Annotated in this window: 18 protein-coding genes; 12 read left to right on the forward strand and 6 right to left on the reverse strand. The window is 33.0% G+C overall.

Features of this window, described 5'->3' with window-relative positions:
- Together D5R40_RS35170 and D5R40_RS12920 are read left to right on the forward strand one after the other, a co-directional pair.
- The coding region (locus tag D5R40_RS35170; RefSeq protein WP_161564989.1) for a HEAT repeat domain-containing protein at nt 1-286 on the forward strand (286 nt) is incomplete at its 5' end.
- A gap of 97 nt (nt 287-383) precedes the next feature.
- On the forward strand, nt 384-917 hold the full coding sequence (locus tag D5R40_RS12920; RefSeq protein WP_124154737.1) for a CPBP family glutamic-type intramembrane protease: 534 nt from the start codon (nt 384-386) through the stop codon (nt 915-917).
- A gap of 418 nt (nt 918-1,335) precedes the next feature.
- Here D5R40_RS12920 and D5R40_RS12925 read toward each other — a convergent pair whose 3' ends face one another.
- Nucleotides 1,336-1,602, reverse strand: coding sequence for a transcriptional regulator (locus D5R40_RS12925; RefSeq protein WP_124145360.1), 267 nt, complete (start codon nt 1,600-1,602; stop codon nt 1,336-1,338).
- A 463-nt stretch (nt 1,603-2,065) separates the two neighbouring features.
- Nucleotides 2,066-2,596, reverse strand: a complete 531-nt coding sequence (locus D5R40_RS12930) for a zinc ribbon domain-containing protein (protein ID WP_124145359.1) — start codon at nt 2,594-2,596, stop codon at nt 2,066-2,068.
- A 382-nt stretch (nt 2,597-2,978) separates the two neighbouring features.
- Between D5R40_RS12930 and D5R40_RS12935 the strand changes: the two genes are divergently transcribed.
- The 10 genes from D5R40_RS12935 to D5R40_RS12980 all read left to right on the forward strand — a co-directional run bounded on the left by D5R40_RS12935 (nt 2,979) and on the right by D5R40_RS12980 (nt 13,698).
- Nucleotides 2,979-3,188: a DUF3285 domain-containing protein gene (locus D5R40_RS12935; protein ID WP_124145358.1), complete on the forward strand. Its 210-nt coding sequence runs from the start codon at nt 2,979-2,981 to the stop codon at nt 3,186-3,188.
- Between the two features lie 38 nt (nt 3,189-3,226).
- Nucleotides 3,227-3,901, forward strand: a complete 675-nt coding sequence (gene ybeY, locus D5R40_RS12940; protein ID WP_240038980.1) for an rRNA maturation RNase YbeY — start codon at nt 3,227-3,229, stop codon at nt 3,899-3,901.
- 103 nt (nt 3,902-4,004) lie between these two features.
- Complete coding sequence (locus tag D5R40_RS12945; RefSeq protein WP_124154738.1) at nt 4,005-4,514, forward strand: diacylglycerol kinase family protein; 510 nt, start codon at nt 4,005-4,007, stop codon at nt 4,512-4,514.
- Between the two features lie 738 nt (nt 4,515-5,252).
- The gene (locus D5R40_RS12950; RefSeq protein ID WP_124154739.1) at nt 5,253-5,840 is read left to right on the forward strand and encodes an anthranilate synthase component II; all 588 of its coding nucleotides are present in this window, start codon (nt 5,253-5,255) and stop codon (nt 5,838-5,840) included.
- A 1,812-nt stretch (nt 5,841-7,652) separates the two neighbouring features.
- Nucleotides 7,653-8,468, forward strand: a complete 816-nt coding sequence (locus tag D5R40_RS12955) for an MBL fold metallo-hydrolase (protein ID WP_124145350.1) — start codon at nt 7,653-7,655, stop codon at nt 8,466-8,468.
- A gap of 118 nt (nt 8,469-8,586) precedes the next feature.
- Nucleotides 8,587-9,156 carry a fasciclin domain-containing protein gene (locus D5R40_RS12960; RefSeq protein ID WP_124145349.1) on the forward strand — a complete coding sequence of 190 codons (570 nt, stop codon included), beginning with the start codon at nt 8,587-8,589 and terminating at the stop codon, nt 9,154-9,156.
- Between the two features lie 176 nt (nt 9,157-9,332).
- Nucleotides 9,333-9,893 (forward strand): fasciclin domain-containing protein, encoded by a 561-nt coding sequence (locus D5R40_RS12965; protein WP_124145348.1) that lies wholly within the window; start codon nt 9,333-9,335, stop codon nt 9,891-9,893.
- A 325-nt stretch (nt 9,894-10,218) separates the two neighbouring features.
- Nucleotides 10,219-10,422 (forward strand): hypothetical protein, encoded by a 204-nt coding sequence (locus tag D5R40_RS35175; protein ID WP_124145347.1) that lies wholly within the window; start codon nt 10,219-10,221, stop codon nt 10,420-10,422.
- 169 nt (nt 10,423-10,591) lie between these two features.
- Nucleotides 10,592-11,782: a glycosyltransferase gene (locus D5R40_RS12975; RefSeq protein WP_124145346.1), complete on the forward strand. Its 1,191-nt coding sequence runs from the start codon at nt 10,592-10,594 to the stop codon at nt 11,780-11,782.
- A gap of 674 nt (nt 11,783-12,456) precedes the next feature.
- Nucleotides 12,457-13,698 carry a CapA family protein gene (locus D5R40_RS12980; RefSeq protein WP_124145345.1) on the forward strand — a complete coding sequence of 414 codons (1,242 nt, stop codon included), beginning with the start codon at nt 12,457-12,459 and terminating at the stop codon, nt 13,696-13,698.
- Nucleotides 13,699-13,828: 130 nt separating this feature from the next.
- Here the strand turns inward: D5R40_RS12980 and D5R40_RS12985 are convergent, their stop codons facing one another.
- The 4 genes from D5R40_RS12985 to D5R40_RS13000 all read right to left on the reverse strand — a co-directional run bounded on the left by D5R40_RS12985 (nt 13,829) and on the right by D5R40_RS13000 (nt 19,540).
- Entirely contained in the window at nt 13,829-14,389 is a 561-nt protein-coding gene (locus tag D5R40_RS12985) for a Uma2 family endonuclease (RefSeq protein WP_124145344.1), read from the reverse strand.
- A 224-nt stretch (nt 14,390-14,613) separates the two neighbouring features.
- The gene (locus D5R40_RS12990) at nt 14,614-15,189 is read right to left on the reverse strand and encodes a hypothetical protein (protein ID WP_124145343.1); all 576 of its coding nucleotides are present in this window, start codon (nt 15,187-15,189) and stop codon (nt 14,614-14,616) included.
- Nucleotides 15,190-15,445: 256 nt separating this feature from the next.
- Nucleotides 15,446-17,356, reverse strand: coding sequence for a hypothetical protein (locus tag D5R40_RS12995; RefSeq protein ID WP_124154740.1), 1,911 nt, complete (start codon nt 17,354-17,356; stop codon nt 15,446-15,448).
- A gap of 1,155 nt (nt 17,357-18,511) precedes the next feature.
- Nucleotides 18,512-19,540 (reverse strand): Gfo/Idh/MocA family protein, encoded by a 1,029-nt coding sequence (locus D5R40_RS13000; protein WP_124145341.1) that lies wholly within the window; start codon nt 19,538-19,540, stop codon nt 18,512-18,514.
- Nucleotides 19,541-19,679 lie beyond the last annotated feature (139 nt).

Raw genomic sequence — 19,679 nt, forward strand, 5'->3', positions numbered from 1 at the left:
GGGCAATCAGAAAGCCATTGATGCTTTGGTGGATTTGTTGGGGTCTAATGCTGATAATTCTACTCGCTGGTTAGCAGCAGCAAGCTTAGGGAAAATTGGCACGGAAAAGGAGATCAAAAAAGTCGTTACATCTTTAAAAGATTACTTTTTAGTTATAGACGACCTAATTAACAACAATCTCTTCGATAATTGCTACAAAATAATCTGGAAATGTGCCCAAACTCTCCCCTACCCAGAATTTTATCAAGCTTGGCATTCTTCATCTAAATTGAAAAAACCTCGTTAGTTATTTTGGTACTTATGCTTTCTGTTAGAATTAGTCATAGTACTTATACTCACCTAATATAACAGCAATATTTCCATAAACTTCAGGGCAACTTCCTATGATTTCCACCTTAATTGAGCGTCTAATATTTGCTTCTCGACCCATGAATACTCAAGATTGGTTAGTGGTAGGAATAACATTGTTAATTTATGGAGCGATCGCCTTACCGTTAGGCTTTAATTCTAGATTTTTACGAGTTAGTCAAAGCTTTCGTAATCTCAAACAATTATTTCAGGGGTTATTAGCAATCTTTTTTATGCCATCTCTAATAGAAGAGTCAATATTTAGAGTTTTGTTATTGCCTCATCCCACCGAGAAAATTTCAACTATTATGTGGTGTTTTTGGGCAACATTAAGTTTATTTTTATTTATTATTTATCATCCAATAAATGCTCTAACTTTCCATCCCCAAGGAAACCCAACTTTTATGAAACCGATTTTTTTGACATTAACAGGAATTTTAGGATTAGTATGTACAGTAGCTTATCAATTAACTGGTTGTTTGTGGGTTATGGTAATTATTCATTGGGCAGTAGTTGTAATTTGGCAATATTCGTTAGGTGGTAAAGAAAAATTGTATGGAAGTAACTAATATTATCAAGTTTTTGTTTGTAGTATTGCTCTAGTCCTGACAATATTTTTATTAGGACTAAAGTCCAACTACGAACCTGATTATAACTGTTCTACAGAACATGATATTCAATATATTTATTAATAAAAGCTTCATCGGATCATTACTTAATAATAAATTATATGGTTTGTAGTATTGCTCTAGTCCTGACAATATTTGTATTAGGACTAAAATCCAACTACGAGCCTGATTATAAATGTTCTACAGAACATGATATTCAATATATTTATTAATAAAAGCTTCAGGAGTTAGACATTCAAACTCTCCAGTTTTTTCTACAATAGCATTAACCAATTTATTTATAGTTTGCCGAGTTTATTCCCACACTTCCCTCTTTCTTCTTACTTATTCCTTCTTACTTATTCCCTCTGCTATAAAACTAAAAATCTTGACAATTTGCCTGTACAATTTTTCGGACTTCTCCAGACTCTAATTCTATTAATTTCTTAGTTGCTTGAATTTGAGTAGGCTGATTTTCTAAATGTTGACGCTCAATTAATTCCCATTCTTCTGCTGTTTTCGTATAGCGTCTAGATGTAGCTCTATCCATATTCATAGATGTCGCAACTTCGTTTAGAGAAGCCCACCCTGGTTGATTTCGCATTCTATGTAAATAGCGAGTCATTATATCAATATCAATTTTCATTGTGCATTTTCCTGATTATTTTTAACTATATATAATTTGATAAAAAAAGAATATTACAAGTGCTTTAGAAAAGGAATAAGTAAGAAAAAAAGCAATAATTAATGATTGATATCAAATCCGTTTAATTGGACATAAAAAAAATCTTCAATCGCCATAACTACGTTTATCTTTGTAATTCTTTCTCCTCCTGACTCCTGACTCCTGACTCCTGACTCCTCCTAACTTAACCATTCTATGGCTGTTTAACCGGATTTGATATGATTTTATTGCTCAATTAGATAAATAAGTTTTGACCAAAACAATTATTATCAAAATTGTCTATTCTTTACAGCAATGATAGATCCTACTGAATATAATATAGGTAATATAATATTCAGATAATTATTTATAAAAAAAGTCTTTATTTGTAGGCGCGTTTAACGCAACTACACACCTAAATAAAATTAAAATTTCAAGACTACAATTACAACTGATAACCACAACTAGAGCAAAAGCGATCGCTTGTTTGTACAGGAGCACCACATTGAGAACAAAAACCCTTCCCAGAACTTGCAGAGGAACTTGACCCCATTTCCATCGACATATTACCAATCCGCATCTGCATTGGGTTCATCTTCATTTCCATATCGCCCATTTTCATCGGTTCCATTGGTTTCATTGGTTCCATCGATGGCATACTTTTGCTAGGTGTTGCCTCTACTTGTTGAAGCGATAAAACTTCGGCATCACTCAAAGTAGGCGTCCCACCGATAGTACTTATTCCACCTGCCTGCAACTGAACAAAAGATTGTCCCTGTTCCGACTCTATCCGCAAAATTACTCCAGTAGCAGTTTTAAACAAAGTGGGTACTACAGTCCATTTACTTGTTTGAAACCCTGTACTTGCCTGTTGTTGTTGACCAGGACTACCACTGGAAAGAGTAACCACAGTTTGCATTACCTGATGTTCAATATAAACTTGCTGGCCATTACTAAGATTGCATTTGTCAGCCATAACTTTTAGTCGATCATTACTTAATTGTATATATTATAACAATCAACATCTTAACGTTAATATTTGTATCTCATATACGACCGAATCTGCTGTATTATTCACAGCAGAACTATTTCATATATATGTCCTTTATTCACTGTTCCTGAAAAATATCTAAATTTTTCCTCGATCAATTTGTCAATTATGATCAAGAGTAACTTTTTCATCAATATATTTATATTTAAGCTATAAGGCAAAAAATTTGATGAAAAAATAATCAAGAGTCGATGTATAGACACAAGAGTTAATATTATTGTTATAGTAGTATCGACTTTATCATCAATTTAAAACTCAGCTCGAGACAAATAACAACCACTAGAAAACTGTAAATATATTGATTTTTATGAGTAATTTATCTTCATCAACTCAAGACTCCAGACAAACACAGACACAGATAGAAACAAATGCTTCCACAACTGAACCAAAACCCAGTTATGTCAAACTGGCCATGAGAAATATGGTGAGGAAGGGAAGTAAATCACTCAAACATTTTGCCCTGACAACCATTGGACTTGTAGGTATATTGGTTGGCCTTGCCTATCTAACGCGATAATTAAAATCACATTTTTGAGCGGAAAGGAGAATTTAAGGTTGTATCTGGAAGTAAGTGTTCAGGATTATTTCTGGTCATCCTCTGTGTCAGAAGTAGAAAAATTAAAAGTCCAGAATGTTGACGAAGTCAGAAGTCAGAAGTCAGAAGTCAGAAGTTGTTTTTGTAAGGGGGATTTGAGCAAGTCTCCAAAAACATTTAGCCAATCAAAGCAGGGTTTTAGACCCAATTATTCTGATAAGGAAAAATTTTATCCCATATCTTCTGAAAATTGGGCATATTGGTTTCAAAAATGGCTAGAAATTCTACAACCAAATATTCCACTTGCTGAAAACTACGAACTTACTCTACGTCTGACCGGGGATGGCGAAATCCAAATCCTTAATCATCAGTATCGCGACCGGAATCAACCAACAGATGTTTTAGCTTTTGCTGCTCTGGAAGTAAATGTTCCTCAGCCAAAAGTACTAGATTCTGATTTACAACTATATCTGGGTGATATAGTAATTTCCGTTGAGACGGCCATTCGGCAAGCTAGACAACTGGAACATTCATTAACAACTGAATTAGTTTGGCTAGCCGCCCATGGTTTTCTACACCTACTTGGATGGGATCATCTTGACGAAAAGAGTTGGCAACAAATGCTCAAACAGCAATTATTTTTGCTTCATGCCGTTGGAATTACTATTGAGAAACAAATCACTTTAGAAAATTGACAAGACTAAGGGTAAATTTTGAACTTTTTAGATAGACTATTAATCGAGTAAGTCTTTGATTATCTGGGCCTTATTTATTAAATTGAACTGAGGTAGATAAATTATGAAACTTAATGAGTCATCAATATCTTACAATGAAGCCACTTTTATACACAAATCGAAAAATTCTTCTGCTCCGAAAATAAAGGGTTCTAAAAGTACAGTTAAACCTAATAGAGAATTATCTTGGCAAGTAGCAAATAGTCTTTTAATTAGCTTCAAATATGCTTGGGCAGGATTGTCTTATGCTTTCCAGACTCAGCGTAATTTTCGGATTCATACTTTCATCGGTATTGTTGCTGTTAGTTTGAGTATTTTATTAGAGTTAAAACCAATAGAAACAGCAGTTATTGTGTTAACTATTGGATTGGTTATGGCTATGGAATTACTGAATACTGCTATTGAATCTGTGGTGGATTTAACAGTTAAAAAAAGTTACCATGAATTAGCTAAAATTGCTAAAGATTGTGCTGCGGGTGCTGTTTTAATTTCAGCTCTTGTAGCGTTACTTATTGCAAGTTATCTGATTTTACCTCCATTATTAAGTCTAGTTATTGGTACTTTTAGTAGTTAGTGCCGCTACGCGGAAGTTAAAAGTTAAAAGTTAAAAGGCAAAAGTATTGATTTGTAATTGTTTTATGATTTTGTAACCAGTTATTTCCGCTATCCTGCACTAGATATTATAACTTTGATTGATGAAATTAGGTGCAAGGTTTGAGATTTTAAGTTGATCTTTAATGAAATTTCAAACAATAGTTGGTTATTGACTAACAGTAAAAATTCCGGCAAATCTTCTTCTCTGTTACCGAAAAATTGTGGTCTAAAGCCTCCTTTTTTAAAGGGATAAAATAAAGAGACTATTTCTTATTTCTAGCCTCCTTATTGCAGAGGTACTAAAACTGATAACTGAAATGACATGTTGCCTGAATTCTTACCCTAAAAGCGACCAGGTTTTTTACGCAACTACAAATGAAATTACTATATAATTTTTTGCCATTATCAAAGTATCTGACTTTTCACAGTAAAAATTATTTTTACTCAAGTAGACCTCTAGCTATAATCAAAGTATTTTGGAATTTGGTGGGTTAATAAATACTTCTTACATCAATGCAATGAAGCTAGAATTGTAATAATAGTAGATTTGTTTTTTGTGCTTTAGTTGCTATTTTTATCTTGAGCTTAGTAGTAAAACTTTAGTCTTCTGAATCTTACATTTGAGAAAATATTTGTCAAAATAACTAATCATAAAAATTAGCGATCGCTTGTCGATCAAGAGATTCAATATATCTAGGAAATGAAGGAGTAAAACACTTTGATTATAGTTATAGATAATTACGATAGTTTTACCTACAACTTAGTACAATATTTAGGTGAATTGGGTGCAGAATTAGCAGTTGCAGCTAATGTTAAAGTTTTCCGTAATGATAAAATTTCTTTGGCAGAAATTAATGAGTTGAAACCTGATGGAGTGGTTATTTCTCCAGGTCCTGGTCGCCCTGAAGATGCCGGAATTTCTCAAGTATTAATTAAAGAATTAGGAGCAAGTTTACCTATATTGGGAGTGTGTCTCGGTCATCAAAGTATTGGTCAAGTATTTGGAGGGAAAATTGTTGCTGCCCCAGAATTAATGCACGGTAAAACTTCTGAAATTTATCATCACGGAGTAGGAATTTTTGCAGGGTTAGATAATCCTATAATTGCTACGAGATATCATAGTTTAGTTATAGAGAAGGAAAGTTTTCCTGAAGTATTAGAAATTACGGGATGGGTTGAGGATGGAACTATTATGGGTGTTAGACATAGAAATTATCCTCATATTCAGGGGGTACAATTTCATCCGGAAAGTATTTTAACTAATTCTGGAAAGTTGTTAATGAGAAATTTTTTGGCAGGGTTGTAGAAATTTGAATAAGGGTTTTTAACTGTTGGTAGAAGTAAGGAAGAAGGAAGAAGGAAGAAGGAAGAAGGAAGAAAAAAGAAATATTGAATAAAAAAAAGGTAAATCTATTTATAGATATAACTATCTAAAATGAATTGGAGAAGATATTTTTAAGTATCTCCGATATAGATGCACCAAATGAAGTGCATTTTTTTTAACTTACCCTGTTAAAAGTCAGAATTATCCCAATTTAATACTTAATTACTATAATAAACCATACTTTGTTGATATTCCCCACAACAACCCACCAGCTTCATAGACTTTCATAAAATCAGGATATTGCTCATACCATTTCTCAGCAGCAATATTCCATTTTATTCCCGGTTCCTGTCGAGAAGTTCCCGGAATAGCTACGCCATGAGGGTCATTTCAGTTATCAGTTATTAGTTATCTCCAGTAGGAGATTGAATTTTATTTCGAGATAAAACCAGGAAAATATGTTACATGATAAATATAATAAACGTGCTGATTGGTATCAAAAACAACCTAAACAATTATCATTGTTTGAGTAATAAAATAAGTAGGCAACAATAATACTGCCTACTTTCAGAAGCCTACCGATTGCACTGAGTAATACAGGATACCAACGTACCCTATATAAACCCTTTATCTACTTAAAAATCTTATACTTGTAGGCTATGCAAAGTACAGCCATCGACCCAACCAGAAAGACTAAAAACTGAGGGTTTGCAGATAACGTTAGGAGTGCTGCTGCTAGCTGAAACATATCTAGGGCAATGGAAGAGATTTTGATTTTTTGATTTTTCATTTTATCTACCTCTATTATGAGTGTGAAGTTTTATTGCACTTGCATTTTTTCCTGAAGAGCTTGACAAATACTAGAAAAGTAGATAAACTAGGATTTAATAAGTAAGGTAGACATCAAAATCTCACTTATTCATATCGGATATGATGTCCAAATCTAACTTATGTATATCGGATATATGTATTGGTTAGTTTTGCTTTACTAATACTATAGTCGCTTGTACTTACCGTTTCATATTTAGGCACATTTCCTAAAATACTTCTCATAGTATTTGGCATAAATGCTGTCTTCAGAGAAAAAACATGAGCTTTTTAAGCTCTCATACAATAGTATCCAGGCACTCGCTCAGTCGCTAAACTCTTTAGAGTGCCTGAAATTATGTACAATAAAAAAAAATAGCACTAATACTATATATTATATCTATTTAGAAAAAAAGTCAAGTATTTTGCAAGAATAAATTTTTATGAGTATAGAATTGATATACTCAAGTTTTTTACTTAATAGGCATTTTGTTGATCTTTACTGTTAGTTTAGCTTCATAGCACATCAACTCTTCTCAGGCTGCTAGAAAAAACCTTACATTAACGAACAAGAGCCGTAAAGCTAAATGCGGAGGTAGTTTACCTCGGCAATTTTTTGTTTTGAAATAAAAGAAGCTCGAAAAACTATTCCTCCAAATTAATATTTTATTTTTATTTGGGTATTCAGTTGTTTGGACAAACAGTTGCGAAAAGCTCCTTTATCTAAAGTAGAAGGGCTAGAAAATCGTCGGCTAATAAATCGGTAACTAGACCCTAAAAGTAACAAAGTCATAGATACCAAATGGGTTCTATAGTATTAGAAAGAGAAAATATAGCAACCCGCACTTATTTTGTAATATTTTATCTAACAGGGTTTGGTCTCCAAACTTAAGCGAAGATGGGATTTGGAAATCAAACCCCTACAGTTTATTTTACAAATTATTTTATATTAAAAAAGCGTGAAACTTATAGTTCAAACAAATTAAAATGAAAAGACGAAAATTTATACGTTATACACAAGCAAGTTTATTAGCCTTAATTGGAACAGGTTTAACATCTAAATTTCACCATTCTCAGGCACAAACAGGAGAATCTTTAACAATTAAATGGTTAGGACATACTTGCTTTTTATTTGAAGATGCAGCAACTAAAGTATTAGTAAATCCTTTTCGTCCAATAGGTTGTACAGCAGGATATCGCAACCCTACAGTAGATACAGATTTAATTTTAATTAGTAGTAGATTATTAGATGAGGGAGTAGTAGAAAACTTTACAAGTAATCCCCCACCAATGTTGTTATATGAACCTGGAGTTTATCAGGTTGATAATAGACAAATTCAAGGAATTCGCACTACTAAAGATAGAGAAGGTGGACGTCGGTTCGGGACCAATGTGGCTTGGTTATGGCAGCAAGCAGGAATCAAGATTTTACATTTAGGGGGACTAGCAAGTCCCATTGGAATAGAAGAACGTATTTTAATTGGTCGTCCAGATTTGCTATTCATCCCTGTAGGGGGAGGGCCAAAAGCATATACCCCTTTAGAAGCAAAACAGACATTGGAAGTCCTAAAACCCAGAATTGTGATTCCCACTCATTACAAAACCGAAGCTGCTGATGAAGCTACTTGTGATATTGCTCCTATCGAAGAATTTCTCAGTGTGATGGAAGGAACCCCAGTCAGAGTTGTCAATCAGGATACAATTTCGATTACTAGAGCTGATGTTCCTCAAGAAGGCTCGATAATAGAAGTTTTGAGTTATGGATTCGATCAGGTATCTCCGGATTCTCTCGGAAGTAATTAAAAACTGAAAAGTAAAAGTTGAGTATGATTATGTAAATTATCTTGACACTTATTAAAATTTTGTTAAGATAAATAGAACTAAGTTTACACTTTTTAACAAACAGGAAAAGTAGATCGGTATGAATAATCAAAATAGTTTCAATATAGTGGAAAGAGCGATCGCTATTTTAGGATTAGTTGGTACTACCGCATTCTTCGGTCTACCCGCAGTAGCTAACTTCTCTCAAAAATCTTCCACTCAGTCAGTAGTTAACCAACCTTTACAAATTGCTGACTCTAACTCTAAGGATATTGTCGCAACTGCAGCAGAAGCAGGTCAATTCAATACTTTAGCTGCGGCACTAAAAGCTGCTGGTTTGGTAGAAGTGCTTCAAGGAGAAGGCCCTTTTACGGTATTTGCTCCTACTGACAAAGCATTTGCAGCTTTACCAGCAGGAACAGTAGAAAAGTTATTGTTACCAGAAAACAAAGATAAATTGGTAAAAATTCTGACTTATCATGTAGTTCCTGGCAAGGTAATGTCTGGCGATCTAGAATCTGGAATGGTTAAGACTGTCGAAGGTAGTAAAGTAAACATTGATGTTTCTAATTCAGGTGTAAAGGTTGGAAAAGCTAATGTAGTTAAGGCAGATGTACCTGCGAGTAATGGTGTAATTCATGTAATTGACACTGTAATTGTACCTGAATAATTAATTAGCGTTATATCGTGCATCGCAAATATCTAAATCTACCCCATTCTTAACTATGCTTATGAATGGGTTTTTTAATGAACTCAGAAGTTAAAGTTCTATATTTGAAATATTTTTAAGATAAGTTTCAGTTTTTGTACTATTGTTAATAACGTAGTTAATGGAATTGGGAAAACATGAATACCCAAAATCTTCTAAGTTTCTTCAAAAAGTCCATCAATATCTTAGGATTAATCTGTACTACCTTAGCGCTAATCTTTGCTAGTGCCTTTTATAGTCTACCCGCAGTAGCTAATCAGCAAGTAGTTAATCAACCCATACTAATTGCTTATGCTCAAGATATTGTCTCAACGGCAGTAGAAGCAGGTGAATTCAATACTTTAGCTGCGGCACTAAAAGCTGCTGATTTAGTAGAAGTGCTACAATATGGTGGCCCATTTACAGTATTTGCACCTACTGATGAAGCATTTGCAGCTTTACCTCCAGGATTAGTAGAATATTTATTACAGCCAGAAAACAAAGACAAACTAATTGATATTCTCACTTATCATGTAGTTCCTGGTGAGGTAACATCTGGCGACTTAGAATCTGGATACGTAAAAACTGTTGAAGGTGATGATATCTATGTTCAAGTTTCCTACAGAGGTGTAAAGGTGGATGATGCTAATGTAATTATTCCAGATGTACTTGCAACTAATGGTGTGATTCATGTTATCGATTCTGTAATTCTACCATAGAGATAATTAGTATTAAATTCTATTAAGTACCTAAGCAAAATTATTTACTTATTCTAATTCTTTGCGCTCTTGAGAAGGGAAATAATTTAGCTTGTTATAGATGTGTAATTAATTTTGCACGACCACTTATTAGCGATCGCTATCTTAGAAATAGAAATATTTTGAACATACCTCATTCAGAAGTAGAGTAAGAATGGGGTTTTTTAGTAAGTTTTATAAATTAAAGGAAAAAGCTATAGTTGAAGTTATAATTCAGAAGTCAGAAGTTAAATTATTGTTGTGACTAAACTTGAGACTTTTAGAATCTGCTAGTAGATAAAAAGGAATGGGAAGAAGTAGCTTTTTTATTCTGTTTCTCATTGGTGTTTTTTTCCCTATCTATTACTTAGGGTTTGCGCTCAAAAGTCTTTTAGTAGGGGTAGGAGACAGGAGACAGGGGACAGGAGACAGGAGAAATGGGAATTGTAGAGGAGGTAGTCGGAAAAATTGTAAGAGTGATTTTTCTGCCATAATTGCCCCAAAATACTAGCTTTTTGAGCTTGAGCGACCGAAAAACTTGCACTTTTTAAAGGCAAAAAAAGGCAGCAAACCAATATCAGTCAATACTTTGATATTTAATCCGCAAGCCCTACTTATACCAACGGAAATGATATAATTTTAATGCTAATCGCTGATAGCTGAATGCTAATTGCTAAAATATGAATTTGAGTTTTTGCATTATTGTTAAAAATGAGGAAAAAAACTTGCCTCGATGTTTGGCAAGTGTGAAAGATACGGTTGATGAAATGGTTGTTTTGGATACGGGTTCAACTGACCGAACGCCAGAAATAGCTCAAGAATTTGGTGCAAAAGTACATTATTTTGAATGGTGTAATGATTTTGCAGCAGCAAGAAATGAATCTTTGAAATATGTTACTGGTGATTGGGTTTTAGTATTAGATGCTGATGAATATCTCTCACCAAAAATAGCTCCACATATTCAGGAAGCAATAAAGAGCGATCGCTACATTTTAATTAATTTAATTAGAGAGGAAATAGGGGCGCAACAATCTCCATATTCTTTGGTTTCTCGTCTGTTTAGAAATCATCCTGAAATAAAATTTTCTCGACCTTATCACGCCATCGTTGATGATAGTATTACTGAGATTTTGGCGAAGGAATCTCACTGGGAAATAGCTTCGTTGCCAGATATAGCAGTTTTACATGAGGGTTATCAAAAGGGAGAAATTACTTCTAAAAATAAACTGCAAAGAGCAAAAGCAGCGATGGAAAGTTATTTTAGTAATCATCCTAATGATGTTTATGTTTGTAGTAAATTAGGTGCTTTGTATATAGAAATTGGGGAAAAACAGAAAGGAATGGAATTACTATTTCGAGGTTTACAAGACCCCGATATAGATAAAACAATTTTGTATGAGCTGCATTATCACTTAGCTATTGCCTATCGACAACAACAAGATATAGAAATGGCAAAGAGTCATTATAAAATAGCAATAGAATTAAATGTTATGCCGAAATTAAAGTTGGGAGCATACAATAATTTGGGTAGTTTGTTGAAAGAAGAAGGAAATTTACAGGATGCAAAAATTAACTATGAAATTGCTTTACAGATAGACCCTAATTTTGCAGTTGCTCACTATAACCGAGGAATGGTATTTAAAGAAATGGGTTGGTTTACCGAGGCGATCGCTTCTTATCAAAAGGCAATTCAGCTTGATAGTAATTATGCAGAAGCTTATCAAAATTTGGGAGTTGTATTGTTGAAAGTTGGTCAAGTGCAAGAAAGTTTAGAGGCATTTGGGAAGGCTATTAGTTTACATGAAAAATATAATCCTACAGAAGCAAAAAGAATTAGGCAAGGATTAGAGTCTATGGGTTTTATTTTGTAGGGAGTAGGGAGTAGGGGAGTGGGGGAGAATTCATTAATTGATAATTGATAATGGATAATTGATAATTAACTCTGGTTAAAACCGTTACGGAATTGAATATAAGGAAATATTATTTCTTCTCTTAGTCGATTGGATATGGTTAGGAAACCCATCCATCCCTCGACTGCTTTTTTCCCCTTAAAAGGGGAGGCTTCAAGGCGCGAATTATTTAATTATTAATTATTAATTATTCGGTAAAAATAAGAATAACTAACAATAACTGGTTAATAGTTATCAAAAAAAGTTATTTACTTAAGGATAGTTCATTAATGGATAATGGATAATTGATAATTACCTTTGGTTAAAACTGAGAGGATTGAATATAAGGAAATATTATTTCTTTTTTTTCTCTTAAAAGAGGAGGCTTCAAGGCGCGAATTATTTAATTATTAATTATTAATTATTCGGTAATTATTAATTATTAATTGTTGAAAGCAGCTTCGGAGTTAGTGATACCAATTTGAAAAAAGAATGTTACGAATAATAAGTGCAATAAAAATATTTTGCAGAAAATGTCCCTTTGACAAAGCGGTGCTACCCCGCGACGACTTCTAAGATAATCAGTTAATAGCTGATAGCTGACTGCTGACTGCTGAATGCTTACATACAATTCCAATAACTTGAGTAAATTAAAAATGATTATTTGGATCGATAAATTCAGGAATTTTGAGCATAAGAAGTTAATTAGGTTTATTTTTCTGAGTGGAATACTATTTATTTCTAGTTGTAATATATCCCTCGAATCTAAAACAGAAAAACTACCAGAAACTTTACCTGTAGAGTCACCTAGATCGCCTGAACCAACTCCCTATATTACCGAGGCAAAATTAATGGCAGTTGGAGATATTATGATGCACGGTATGCAAATCAAATCTGGTTATAATTCTCAAACTAAAACTTATTCTTATCAAGCTTTTTTCACAGAAGTAAAAGATATTTTATCTGCTGGTGATTGGGTAATTGGTAATCTAGAAACAACATTAGCAGGACCTGAATCTGGATATACAGGATATCCTTTATTTAATGCTCCGGCAACATTAGCTGATGCTATTAAATGGGCAGGTTTTAATATTTTAACTACTGCTAATAATCATTCATTAGATAGACGAGAAAAAGGTCTGTTGAAAACTCTAGAAAATTTACGCGATCGCGACCTTTATCCAGTAGGTACAGCAGCATCTTTAGCAGAATCTCAACAGATTTTAATAGTAGAAAAAAATGAGATTTTGATGGCTTTCTTAGCTTACACTTACGGAACTAATGGCATCCCTATTCCTAAAGGCAAAGATTACCTGGTAAATTTAATTGACGAACAAAAAATTATTCAAGATATTACTAGAGCAAGAGAAAAAGGAGCAGATATTGTTACAGTTTCTCTACATTTTGGTGCGGAATATCAACGTCTACCTAATACTAAACAAAAACAATTAGTGGAAAGTTTGGTTAATGGAGGAGCTGATATTATTTTGGGTAGTCATCCTCATGTAGTTCAACCTTATAAAACTTTTAAAATTACTGAAAAAAATGGAGAGACTCGTCAAGCTGTTGCGATTTATTCTATGGGAAACTTTATTTCCAATCAAACTAGAAAATATACTGATTTGGGAGTAATTTTTCAGGTTAATATTCAGAAAAGTTTTCCAGAAGAAACTATTGAAATTTCTGATGTAGAAGCTTTACCGACATGGGTACATCGTTATCGAAAAAATGGAAAATTAAACTTTCGGGTTTTGCCTTTAGAAGAAGTTGTTACTAATAAAAATGACCCTTTACTTAAATCTAGAGATTATTTGTTGCTGGAGAAATATTTAACTCAAATGAATAGTCATATTAATTCGTTAAATATAGTAGAAGCAGAAAAAGTGTCAAAGGAGTAATATTATTTTGAAAATAATTATTTATAAAACTGTAGCTTGGGTTGCGCTTTCGCTTAACCCAAATCAATAAAATATAGAACCATTTGCTATCTTTATGCTTGCCACCATCAAATCAGGAAATAGCCAAATTTCATCCTAATATTTCATCCACTTGAATATTAATACTTGGAAACCTTTGAACAGATAAACTTTGACCCCGCTGTAATTTTTGCACTTGTTCATAACCACTGGCAATAGGTTTTCTATATACCTCCACACATTGTTCGTTAATATCTACCAACCAAACCTCAATAATATTATCTTCCCCATAGAGAGGAATTTTGACTTCCCGGTCTAATTTAATAGTAGTATCTGCAACTTCCACTATGAGGAATATGTCCGCAGGCTTAGGATGTCCAGATTCATAAAAATCTGCCTTCGGTGCCAATAAAGCTATATCCGGTTGTGGTTCGGAATAATCATCTAATTCAACTGGGTTTTGAACGCTTACTAAAACGCGATCGCCTAACTTTTGAGAAAATAGTTGAGTTAAACGATTTACACAAGCGGAATGGTGACGACCTACTGGGGACATTTGGAAAATTTCTCCTCGAATTAACTCTAAGCGCTCATTTTCTTTGAGGATACCAACTTGAGGCATTTCATTGTATTCTTTGACATTAAATTGTCGTTTCAGCAATTCCAGTGACATGATTAATAATGGATAATTGATAATGGATAATTGATAGTCCAGTAGGGTGCGCTAATGAAATGTAACGCACCACCTATCCTAAATATTTCTGGCAAAAATAACTTTCCTTCATAACTGAAGTTACCAAATATCAAGAATTTGCTCGAACAAATAATATTTAGAAATAGAAAATCTAAATATCGCAAAATTTATGGTAATTGGTATTACTTCTGCTCTAAATGCCTTTACTTAGAACAGCACACAACCCAAGTACTTCCATGATGCCATTCACCACCATATGTATTCGGATTTGAATACGGTTTGCCCCATGGCCAGGCATATTCCACAGGTTCACTACAACCCTTATTATGATGTATGCGGTTGTCGTACCTATTATTATTTGATACCCAAACAAAGGGCACTTGAGAACAACTTTTCTGTTCTCTATTATTAGCAGCACAAATCTCTTTTCCAGTCTTACCAAGATACGAAGGTGGTACATGAGCAGCTAATGCTCCAGGTACAGATGAGCAAAATTTATCAGCATCAGACTTTGTAACAATTACTCTAACATTTTCAATAGATCCCAGAGAGGCAATTTTCCCTTTAGCTTCCTCCATTACTTTTTCTGTTTCTTTCTCAAAATCTTTTAGAGCTTTATCCTTTTCTTCTCTTATTTTCTCAGGTTTTAAGTCTTTGACTTGCTCTTTAAGGTTTTTAACATCTGCACGTATTCCACCAAAAAAGAGAGGTATACCTACAAATGCAGTTAGTATTGTAACTAACCCCGCGCCTAATTCAATCTTTCTCAGAAGATCCACTATTTACACCTCCAGCTAAATTTAATTCATAGCTTTTGTATTTTAATTCTCTATTAATTATAACTTTTGTTTTTTTGGGCATAATTTTAGGGATTATAGTGTTGGGTTTATCCTGTGGATAAGTTGCACTAACGTTACTTAACTCAACCTACCCTAATTTATCAACAGGAGTTACGCAAAAGGTAAAATTATACACCATTTGTATAGGGTAACGGCCGTTAACTATATATGTTGGTTATGAGTAAATCCTGATCGATTAATCATCATTTTTACTCTCATATCCAGCTTTTAACTCAATTACTTCTGTAGGTATAATTTTCGGAATATTTGTTTCCGCAGGTTGTAAATTAGTTTGATTTGATGGTTTAACGTAACTATTTTTAATTTCCTCAAGCCAATTAATCATTAAAACTTCTATTTCTTCAAAAGTTTGTTTTTCTTGCAATTCTGATAGAAACTTAGTTGTAAACTGTCTGACTAACTGTTGTCTAAGTTTGATACTTACCGCATCTGGTTGTGTTTGATAAACTTTTTGTGGACTTGTAGCAATTGTACTTGATATTTGTATCACTAAATTATTAGCAATTTTATCCGGTAAACGACGTAAAAAAGGTATTTTTTGTAAACGTCTATATATAGATAACTGCTGCATAGACTTTTCAACTTGATAGCGTAAAAAATCTTCAATATCTGGAGAAATTTCTGGAAGAACTCTACAAGCAGTTACTTCAAGTATATTGTTAATAATTTCCTGAATGTTTCCATAGTCATTTTTATCTACATCAACTTTCTCTGATTTATTTTTTGATTCAAATATAGCTTTTTTTAGAGAACCTTTACCAATATTATTCTGAAGCTGATTAATACTCCCACCTACCACAACTTGAATTATTTCCTGAGCAAAACTACCAATAAGTTTGAATCGAATATTTGTGTAGAACTGTTTCATGTCTGGCAATTTAACTTTCTGTAAACGAATAAATACAGTAATTATTCGCAGTGAAGGTAGCCAAGGTTGTAATAAAAAAACATCATACCAACGCTTTTTAACAGTACCCCACAAACTTAAATTAGAACGACTACTAATTAGTAAAGTCCGCCCAATAAACTCTATCCAAAATATAATCATCCAAGGTAAATCTACTAACCAAAATCTATCTACAAATTCCCCATCCTTACCCAAATCACGAAAGTAAAAAGAGAGCATTAAAAATTGAATATTTTCTGAAAAAAAATCTAACTCTTGTTCCCATTGATATCTTTCTAGATATTGACTACTCCAGAAAGTATTAAACGCTATTTTTGATGATTTATCTGCCAACAAAATTTCTGGTGCTAAATATTGGAGCAGGTTTAATGAATGTAAAATTTGAAGAGTAGGAGTTAAACTCACATTACTATCTGGAATCTGGCTATAAATATGTTGCTTCATCCGGTATTTTATTTGAGTTAAAACTAAAATCTGATTAACTATCTGGAAATCATAATCTCTATCAATTAATTCCGTACTACTACTGCGTAATTCTTGTAGTAAAGATTCTATTTCTTCTCCTTCTAGACCTTTTTTTTCGAGTAATATCTTTAGTTCATTCACTGCAATTAGATAATTTTGTGAATCTCGGAATGGCTCTATTCCTTTAATTAAATCATACTGTAATTTTGGCTCATACAATAATATTAAAGGACGAATTTTTTGGTTGAAAAATTCTAACTGACCTTGCCAACCTTGTGTTTCTAAGTAATTTTCATCCCAAAACATCTGTACTGCTTGTGAAAAACTTTCTATTCTGGTGTGAGTAGTGAATATTTGCCTAATTTTTGCTAAACTTCCATGAGTATCAATGACTTTAAATGGAGGACGATTAATGAATATTTCAAAGCTACTAATGCGTAAATCGTCTAATAAATTTTCTACTTTTGGTGACTCTAAACCATTCTTTTCTAACTCCTCTTGTAGATTATCTACTTTTTGGAGATATTTTTTTTGAGGAGTATCAGTGATTGTTTGTAGGTATAAATCTATTTTTAAGTACCAATGACGGATTTTTATATAGGTAATATCAAATATTACTAACATGACATTAGCAAGAATTAGTAATGCCATAATTCGTTCACTCAGTAATAGTAAAAGTGAACGGTGAGACTTCGGAAATTTTTTGGATAACATAGTTATATAGTTTGGACTTTAAAATTTCCTATTGCTAAACTCTTATACCAATTTTATATGAGGCTACACATAATTAGGTGTTAGGTCGTAGGTAGCGTTGTCTTATACAAATTTTATGTGAGGTGGCACAGAATTATGAAATTTATTAACTTGTCTATCTAGATCTACATTCAATTATGATTAATATATTATTCTATGCAACTTAGAAATGAATTTGGTATTAATATATTTTCTTTTATAGCAAAACTAATAAATTATTTTAGGATTGATATTTAGTTGATTTAAATTGATATAGTAGTCGAAGGAAAGGGCACGGATATATCAAAAGCTTAAGACTCAGACAAGGCCAGATTTTTCCTTATCTCCTAGATAATTAATCGCCTTCTTCCTTCTTCCTTCTTCTTTCTTTTTTCTGCTATAAATAGTCATAATTAAGTACTATAAAATGCACCAATATCAACTAATTAACAATAAATTTTTAGCTAAAACTATATAAGTTATAAATAGCAAAAATTTGTCCTACCGAATTTACCTCTAACGATATAGGAAACTTATTTAAGTTGTGAAATATTGTAGACCCTGATAGAACACCGGATTTGAGAATAGTCAAATTATTACGAATAATTTAGGATTGCCATATCATATTTATCAGGACTTACGCATGCTTGACCTTGAAAACGCCATATGTAGGGGCGCAATTCGGAGCTTTGCGGAGCGCAAATGGCATTCGCCCTCACTGGATTTAGTGTCCATGCGTAAGTTCTGTTTATGCTAGATTTAAAAAAGTGGCTAGAACTAGGCTTATAAATTTGTTCTAAAAAAAATTAGGAATTTGATCATCTCTAAGCTCTGAAGGTTTCATTTAAGTGAAAAATTAGCCTTCTGAGTCGGAACTGTATTAACAGTAACTACCGCCATCTTTCAGTAGCTTGAAATCAGAAATATTTTAATCTTCATCCTCTTGTAGGACTACAGCCCTTAGTATAACCAAAAAGAAGCTTTTTACCTATTTTTTTTTGCCAAGTTAATTAGAAGGTAATAAGTTGTAGATTGCAAAATATCTACTACCTAAAACCTACCACCTACCACCTTCTTAAATTTTAGACCTAGTTTCAGAACCTAGTCATAAATTAATCAACCATACCTAGTCATAAATTAACCAACCATTTGTAATGACTTAGTAGTAAATTCTATTCCCATCCAACTACCTCCATTATTACTAGAATGACTAGCTTTTTCAGCTATCTCTAGAACTAAACCAGCTTCCATCAAAGAGAATGGTTCAGTATTTGGATTATTAGCACAATCTAGGAAATTCTCAATCAATCCATTAAACCAATTAGTATGACCAGGATCGTCAAAATATGTAGGCACAAAAATATGCTGAACTGGTTTATCTTTAACACTTAAAAACACATCATTATTTTCAATGCTAATTTCTCCTTCTGTCCCCTGAATTCTGTAATAAGCTTTTGGAATAGACCCTAAAGAACTGACACTAATATTGATTAATTTGTTCTCCCAATCTAAGCAAAAAACAGCTACATCTTCAAGTTGACTATTTGTTTCATTGAAACTTCTAGTATGTGCAGATATACGTTGAGGGAAACCACCAAATAAAGTTTGAGCAACAGAAATTGCATCTAAACCATGGTCTATCATAATACCACCACCAGATAGTTCTTTATCTTTTCCCCGTACACCTGGTTGAAAACCTACACCAAATATATTAAATGATGCAAATAAAGGTATCCCTATTTCACCTGAATTAATTAAGTAGGCAGCGTGAACGATTGAAGGAGCAAATTTATAATTATGACATGGATATAAAATACGTTTTCGTTCGTTTGCTATATTGACTAATTCATAGTATTCAGCTTTATTCAATACTAATGGTTTTTCACATAAGACGTGCTTATCTGCTGCTAATGCTTGTTTAATACTTTCTACATGAAAAGCATTAGGTAAACAAATATCTATTATGTCTATTTCACTAGAATATTCTTCTAATAAATCGTTGAATTGTTCATAAACTCGGATATCTGCATATTGTCGAAGCGCTGCTGCACGCCTAGATGTTACTGGATCTACTACTGCTGTGAGATGAATATCAGAACGATCTCTATATACTGGTACATGGGCTTTCTCTGCATTAAATCCAAAACCAACAATCGCTACTTTCACAATCTAAAATCCTCTTAAAGTATGTTAATTTTTAACATTTTTTTAACAAAACTTATAATTTTTGTCAAGTATTTTTTTTTGAAGTCCACTCTTAAATATCTTTCTGATTTTATTATGGATAAATTTTCTCCAATTTAAC

Origin of the sequence: Okeania hirsuta (assembly GCF_003838195.1) — a bacterium.
Classification (GTDB): Bacteria; Cyanobacteriota; Cyanobacteriia; order Cyanobacteriales; family Microcoleaceae; genus Okeania; species Okeania hirsuta.

Excerpts from the sequence above, each read along its gene's own strand:
- D5R40_RS12985 (WP_124145344.1), bottom strand. The coding sequence starts at position 14,389 with ATGTCACTGGAATTGCTGAAACGACAATTTAATGTCAAAGAATACAAT.
- D5R40_RS35175 (WP_124145347.1), top strand. The coding sequence starts at position 10,219 with ATGGGAAGAAGTAGCTTTTTTATTCTGTTTCTCATTGGTGTTTTTTTC.
- D5R40_RS12925 (WP_124145360.1), bottom strand. The coding sequence starts at position 1,602 with ATGAAAATTGATATTGATATAATGACTCGCTATTTACATAGAATGCGA.
- D5R40_RS12930 (WP_124145359.1), bottom strand. The coding sequence starts at position 2,596 with ATGGCTGACAAATGCAATCTTAGTAATGGCCAGCAAGTTTATATTGAA.
- D5R40_RS12920 (WP_124154737.1), top strand. The coding sequence starts at position 384 with ATGATTTCCACCTTAATTGAGCGTCTAATATTTGCTTCTCGACCCATG.
- D5R40_RS12955 (WP_124145350.1), top strand. The coding sequence starts at position 7,653 with ATGAAAAGACGAAAATTTATACGTTATACACAAGCAAGTTTATTAGCC.
- D5R40_RS12965 (WP_124145348.1), top strand. The coding sequence starts at position 9,333 with ATGAATACCCAAAATCTTCTAAGTTTCTTCAAAAAGTCCATCAATATC.
- D5R40_RS12995 (WP_124154740.1), bottom strand. The coding sequence starts at position 17,356 with ATGTTATCCAAAAAATTTCCGAAGTCTCACCGTTCACTTTTACTATTA.
- D5R40_RS12960 (WP_124145349.1), top strand. The coding sequence starts at position 8,587 with ATGAATAATCAAAATAGTTTCAATATAGTGGAAAGAGCGATCGCTATT.
- D5R40_RS12980 (WP_124145345.1), top strand. The coding sequence starts at position 12,457 with ATGATTATTTGGATCGATAAATTCAGGAATTTTGAGCATAAGAAGTTA.
- D5R40_RS12945 (WP_124154738.1), top strand. The coding sequence starts at position 4,005 with ATGAAACTTAATGAGTCATCAATATCTTACAATGAAGCCACTTTTATA.
- D5R40_RS12935 (WP_124145358.1), top strand. The coding sequence starts at position 2,979 with ATGAGTAATTTATCTTCATCAACTCAAGACTCCAGACAAACACAGACA.
- D5R40_RS12975 (WP_124145346.1), top strand. The coding sequence starts at position 10,592 with ATGAATTTGAGTTTTTGCATTATTGTTAAAAATGAGGAAAAAAACTTG.